This window comes from Streptomyces aureus (genome assembly GCF_001418135.1).
Classification (GTDB): domain Bacteria; phylum Actinomycetota; class Actinomycetes; order Streptomycetales; family Streptomycetaceae; genus Streptomyces; species Streptomyces aureus_A.
Genome location: NZ_LIPQ01000598.1, coordinates 1 through 5,852 on the forward strand (window position 1 = coordinate 1; position 5,852 = coordinate 5,852).

Genomic DNA, 5,852 nt, shown 5'->3' on the forward strand with positions numbered 1-5,852 from the left:
CACGCTCGGCGGCATCCAGGATGTCGATGTCGCCGATGGGGCGGTCGGGGTCGGCGACGACGGCGCGCAGCAGGCGCTCCAGTCGGCCGACGACGGTGTCGACGGTCTCGCGGTCGAAGAGGTCGGCGGAGTAGTCGGCGACGCCTTCGAGGCCGTTCGGGACGCCGTTCGCGGTGTGCCGTTCGCCGAGGCCGAGGGAGAGGTCGAACCGTGCCCAGGAGGACGCGCCGGCCTCGGCGGACACGGTCAGGCCGGGCAGTTCGAGCGCGGCGTCGCGGGAGTTCTGCACGGTCAGCGTCACCTGGAAGAGGGGGTGACGGGTCAGCGAGCGCTGCGGGTTGAGCGCCTCGACGATCCGCTCGAACGGCAGGTCCTGGTTGGCGTACGCGGCGAGGTCGGTGTCCCGGACGCGGGCGAGCAGTTCGCGGAAGGACGGGGCGCCGGAGGTGTCGGTGCGCAGGACCAGGGTGTTCAGGAAGAAGCCGACGAGGTCGTCGAGGGTGTCGTCGGTGCGGCCGGCGATCGGAGCGCCGATCGGGATGTCGTCGCCCGCCCCGAGCCGGCTGAGGACGGACGCGAGTCCGGCCTGGAGGACCATGAAGAGGCTGGTGCCCGTGGAGCCGGCGAGGGCCAGCAGTCGGCGGTGCAACTGGGCGTCGAAGGCGAAGCGCAGCTTCGCGCCGCGCTGGGCGCCGGTCGGCGGCCGGGGCCGGTCGGTGGGCAGGGCCAGCTCCTCCGGCAGACCGGCGAGCACGTCGGTCCAGTGGGTGAGCTGGCGGGCGATCTCGCTGTCCGGGTCGGCCTCGTCGCCGAGCAGCTCGCGCTGCCACAGCGTGTAGTCGGCGTACTGGACGGGGAGCGGCGTCCACTGCGGGGCGTCACCCCGGAGGCGGGCCGCGTAGGCCGTGGAGAGGTCCGTGGCGAGTGGGGCGAGGGACCAGGCGTCGCCGGCGATGTGGTGCAGGACGAGGACGAGGACGTGCTCGTCCGGGCCGGTGGCGAGCAGGGTGGCCCGCAGCGGGACCTCCCGGGTCAGGTCGAAGCCGCGGCCGAGGAGGTCGGCGATCCGGTTCTGCGGGTCGGAGGAGTTCTCGTCGGAGGCGTCCAGGACGGTGAGGCCGACGGGCTGCGCCTCGCCGTCGAGGACGGCCTGACGGGGTTCGCCGTCGGTGGCCGGGAAGACCGTCCGCAGGCTCTCGTGGCGCTGCGCCACGTCGGCGAGCGCCGCGCCGAGGGCCGCCCGGTCGAGTCCTCCGGACAGGCGCAGGACCATGGGGATGTTGTAGAGCGGGCTCGTCGGGTCCATCTGGTTGATGAACCACAGGCGGCGCTGGGCGAACGACAGCGGGACCGCGTCGGGCCGCTCCGCCGGGGCGGGGGCCGGGCGGGCCGAGCCGGCGCCGTCGAGGCGCTCGGCGAGACCGGCGACGGTCGGGGCCTCGAAGAGGGCCCGGATGCCGAGCTGGACGCCCAGGACCGAGCGGATGCGGCTGAGCAGCCGGGTCGCGAGCAGCGAGTGGCCGCCGAGCGCGAAGAAGCCGTCGTGGATGCCGACCCGGCCGACGCCGAGGACCTCGGCGAACAGCCCGCACAGGATCGCTTCCTGCGGGGTGCGCGGTTCCCGGCCCCGTACCGCCGCGGTGTGCTGCGGCGCGGGCAGGGCCGTGCGGTCGGTCTTGCCGTTCGGGGTCAGCGGCACCGCGTCGAGGGTGACGACCGCCGAGGGGACCATGTACTCGGGCAGCACGGCGGCGACATGGCGGCGGACCGCCTCGGCGTCCGGCGCCGCGCCCTCGACGGGGACGAGGTAGCCGACCAGACGACGGTTGCCGGGGGTGTCCTCGCGCACGGCGGCGACGGCGCGTGCGACGCCGGGGACCGCGGAGAGCGCGGACTCGACCTCGCCGAGCTCGATGCGGTGGCCGCGGACCTTCACCTGGTCGTCGGCGCGGCCGACGAACTCCAGGGCGCCGTCGGGGCGGTGGCGGACCACGTCGCCGGTGCGGTACATCCGCGTGCCGGCGGGGCCGAACGGGTCGGCGACGAAGCGTTCGGCGGTGAGCGCGGTGCGGTTCAGATAGCCGCGGGCCACGCCGTCGCCGGCGAGGTACAGCTCGCCGGGGACGCCGGCGGGGACCGGGTTGAGCCGCCGGTCGAGTACGTACGCCTGGGTGTTGCGCAGCGGACGGCCGATCGGGACGGCTCCGTCCGGCAGTTCCTCGCCGGGGGCGACGCGGTGCTGGACGGCGCTGACGGTGGTCTCCGTGGGACCGTAGACGTTGAAGACCGCGCCGCTCCGGTGCCGACGGCGCCAGGGGGCGACGGCGGCCGAGGTGAGGGCCTCGCCGGCGACGAGGAGTTCGGCGTCGGCGTCGGCCGGTTCGACGGAGTCGGTGAGCAGGCCGAGGTGGCTGGGCGTCACCTTCAGCAGGCTGAAGTCCTGCTCGACGGCTTCTTCGAGGAAGTCGGTGAGCCGGATGCGCCCGCCGACGGTGAGCGGGACGTGCAGCGAGGTCACCGTGGTGTCGAAGGAGACCGAGGAGTGCAGCGGCACCGTGCCCGCGACGCCCCGGTAGTCGGCGGCGGCGCCCGCGACGTAGTCGGCGAGGCCCGCGTGACGGACGACGACACCCTTCGGGGTGCCGGTGGAGCCGGAGGTGTAGATGACGTACGCGGCGTGGTCGGCCAGCAGCGGTGCTGTGCGGTCCGCGTCGGCGGGGTCGTCCGCGCGCTGCCCGGCGAGTTCGGCGACGGTCGCCGGGGCGTCGAGGGCCAGGACGGGCTTGGTGGCGGCCTTGGGCAGGTGCGGCACGACGTCCTGGGCGGTGACGACCAGGGCGGGCGCGGCGTCGGCCAGCATGTAGGCGATGCGGTCGGCGGGGTACTCGGTGTCGACCGGCAGGTAGGCCGCGCCGGACTTCAGCACGGCGAGCACGGCGACGACCATCTCCGGCGACCGCGGCACCGCGATCGCCACGATCGACTCCGGACCCGCGCCCCGCCCGATCAGCAGATGCGCCAGCCGGTTCGCACGCTCGTTCAGCTCCGCGTACGTCAGGGTCACGTCGCCGCCGGTCACGGCCGGTGCGTCCGGGGTGCGGGCGGCCTGGGCCTCGATCATCTGCGGCACGAGCAGGTCCGGCAGGGGGCGGGCGGTGTCGTTCCAGCCGTAGAGCAGCAGCTCGCGCTCGGCGGAGCTCAGGATGTCGAGGTCCTCGATCCGCCGGTCGGCGTCCGCGACCACGGCCTTCAGGACGGTGACGAAACGGTCCGCCATCGCCTCGACCGTCGCGCGGTCGAACAGGTCCGTGGCGAACTCGGCGAGGGCGTCGAGGCCGGCGGGCGCGCCGTCGGCGGTGAGGCGCTCGTTGAGGCCGAAGGACAGGTCGAAGCGGGCCACGCCGCCGCTGCCCGGCTCGGCTCCGACGGTCAGACCCGGCAGCTCCAGGGTGGGCTGCGCGGTGTTCTGCAGGGCGAGGACGATCTGGAACAGGGGGTGGCGGCCGAGGGAGCGGGGCGGGTTCAGGGCCTCGACGAGGCGCTCGAACGGCACGTCCTGGTGGGCGTACGCCGCGAGGTCGGTCTCCCGGACCCGGGCCAGCAGGTCACGGAAGGACGGGTTTCCCGAGGTGTCCGTGCGCAGCACGAGCTCGTTGATGAAGAAGCCGACCAGCTCCTCCGCGGCGTCGTCGGTGCGGCCCGCGATCGGCGTGCCGATGGGGATGTCCGTACCCGCGCCGAGGCGGGTCAGCAGGCTCGCCAGGGCCGCCTGGAGGACCATGAACAGGCTGGTGCCGGACTCCCGGGCGAGGCTCAGGAGCTGCCGGTGCAGTGCGGCGTCCAGGGCGAAGCGGATCCGCTCGCCCCGGTGCGTGGAGGCGTCGGGGCGCGGGCGGTCGGTGGGCAGGGTCAGCTCGTCGGGCAGGCCGGCGAGGGTCTGCGTCCAGTGGGCGAGCTGGCGGGCGATCTCGCTGTCCGGGTCGGCCTCGTCGCCCAGTACCTCGCGCTGCCACAGCGCGTAGTCGGCGTACTGGACGGGCAGCGGGGACCACTGCGGCGCGGCGCCCTCGCACCGGGCGGTGTAGGCATCGCCCAGGTCGCGGGCGAGCGGGCGCATGGACCAGGCGTCGCCGGCGATGTGGTGCAGCACCAGCACGAGGACGTGCTCGTCCGGGCCGACGGTGAGCAGCGTGGCACGGAGCGGGGTCTGCTCGGCCAGGTCGAAACCGTGCCGGACGGTCGCGGCGACCTGCGCGGCGACCTCGTCCTCCGTGGCGTCGGCGGTCCGCAGGATCCGGCCCGTGACGGTCCCGGCGTCGAGCACGACCTGCGTGGGCGTGCCGTCGGGTGCGGGGAAGACCGTACGCAGGGACTCGTGGCGGGTCACCACGTCGGCGAGCGCGGCCTCCAGCGCGACGGCGTCCAGCGGGCCGTGCAGGCGCAGGCCGAGGGAGATGTTGTAGAGCGGACTGTCGGTGTCGAGCTGGTTGATGAACCACAGCCGGCGCTGCGCGTAGGAGAGCGGGATCGCGGCCGGCCGCCGCTGGGGGACGAGCGCGGTACGGGCGGCCGCCGCGCCGCCGCCGTCGAGGTGACGGGCGAGGGCGGCGACGGTCGGGGTCTCGAACAGGGCGCGGACGGGGAGTTCGACGCCGAGGACGGTACGGATGCGGGAGACGAGCCGGGTCGCGAGCAGGGAGTGCCCCCCGAGGTCGAAGAAACTGTCGTCGATCCCGACCCGGGCCAGACCCAGGATCTCCGCGAACAGCCCGCAGAGGATGTCCTCCTGGGCGGTGCGCGCCTCACGGCGGACGACGCCCGAGACAGCGGGCGCGGGCAGGGCCTTGCGGTCCGTCTTGCCGTTCGGCGTCAACGGCACCGCGTCGAGGACGACCACGCCGGAGGGGACCATGTACTCGGGGAGGAGCGCGGCGGTCCGACGACGGACCGCCTCCGGGTCGAGGGACACCCCTTCCGCGGGGACGACGTAGCCGACGAGCCGGCGGTCGTTCGGGGAGTCCTCGCGGACCATGGCGACGGCACGGGCGACGCCCTCCACCCTCGCCAGCGCCGACTCGACCTCGCCGAGCTCGATGCGGTAACCACGCACCTTCACCTGGTCGTCGACACGTCCGACGAACTCCAGAACACCCGCGTCCGTCCACCGGACCAGATCACCCGTCCGGTACATCCGCGCACCAGGCGCGCCAAACGGATCCGTCACGAACCGCTCCGAGGTCAGACCCGGACGCCCGAGGTAACCACGCGCCACACCCTCACCGGCGATGTACAACTCGCCCGGCACACCCGGCGGCACCAGCCGCAGCCGGCCGTCGAGGACATACACCTGCGTGTTGGCGATCGGCGCACCGATCGGCGTACCCCCGTCGCCCGACAGCAGGGCACTGGTCGACCAGATCGTCGTCTCCGTCGGCCCGTACATGTTCCACACCGACCCACCCGCCTGGGCGAGCGCACCCGCGAGAGCGGCGTCCACCGCCTCGCCGCCGACCAGGATCCTCAGATCCCGCGCAGCCCCCGGATCCGTCTCCACCAGCGCACGCCACAGACTCGGCGTCGCCTGCATCACCGACACACCCTCGGACCGCACCAGAGCACCCAACCGGGCCGGATCACGCACCACATCACGATCCGCGATCACCACCACGGCACCGGAGACCAGCGGCAGGAAGACCTCAAGCAGCGAGATGTCGAAACCGAACGTCGTCACCGCCAGCCACTTCTCCCCCGCCGACAGCTCCACCTGCGAACCCATCGACCACAAGAAGTTCCGCAGCGCACCATGCGGCACGACCACACCCTTCGGCCGCCCCGTCGACCCCGACGTGTAC

1 protein-coding gene is annotated in these 5,852 nt (G+C 73.8%); it reads right to left on the bottom strand.

The features are described 5' to 3' along the window. Positions 1-5,852, bottom strand: a 5,852-nt coding sequence (locus AOK00_RS34740) for a non-ribosomal peptide synthetase (protein ID WP_159041924.1), incomplete at both ends; no start/stop codon positions are given.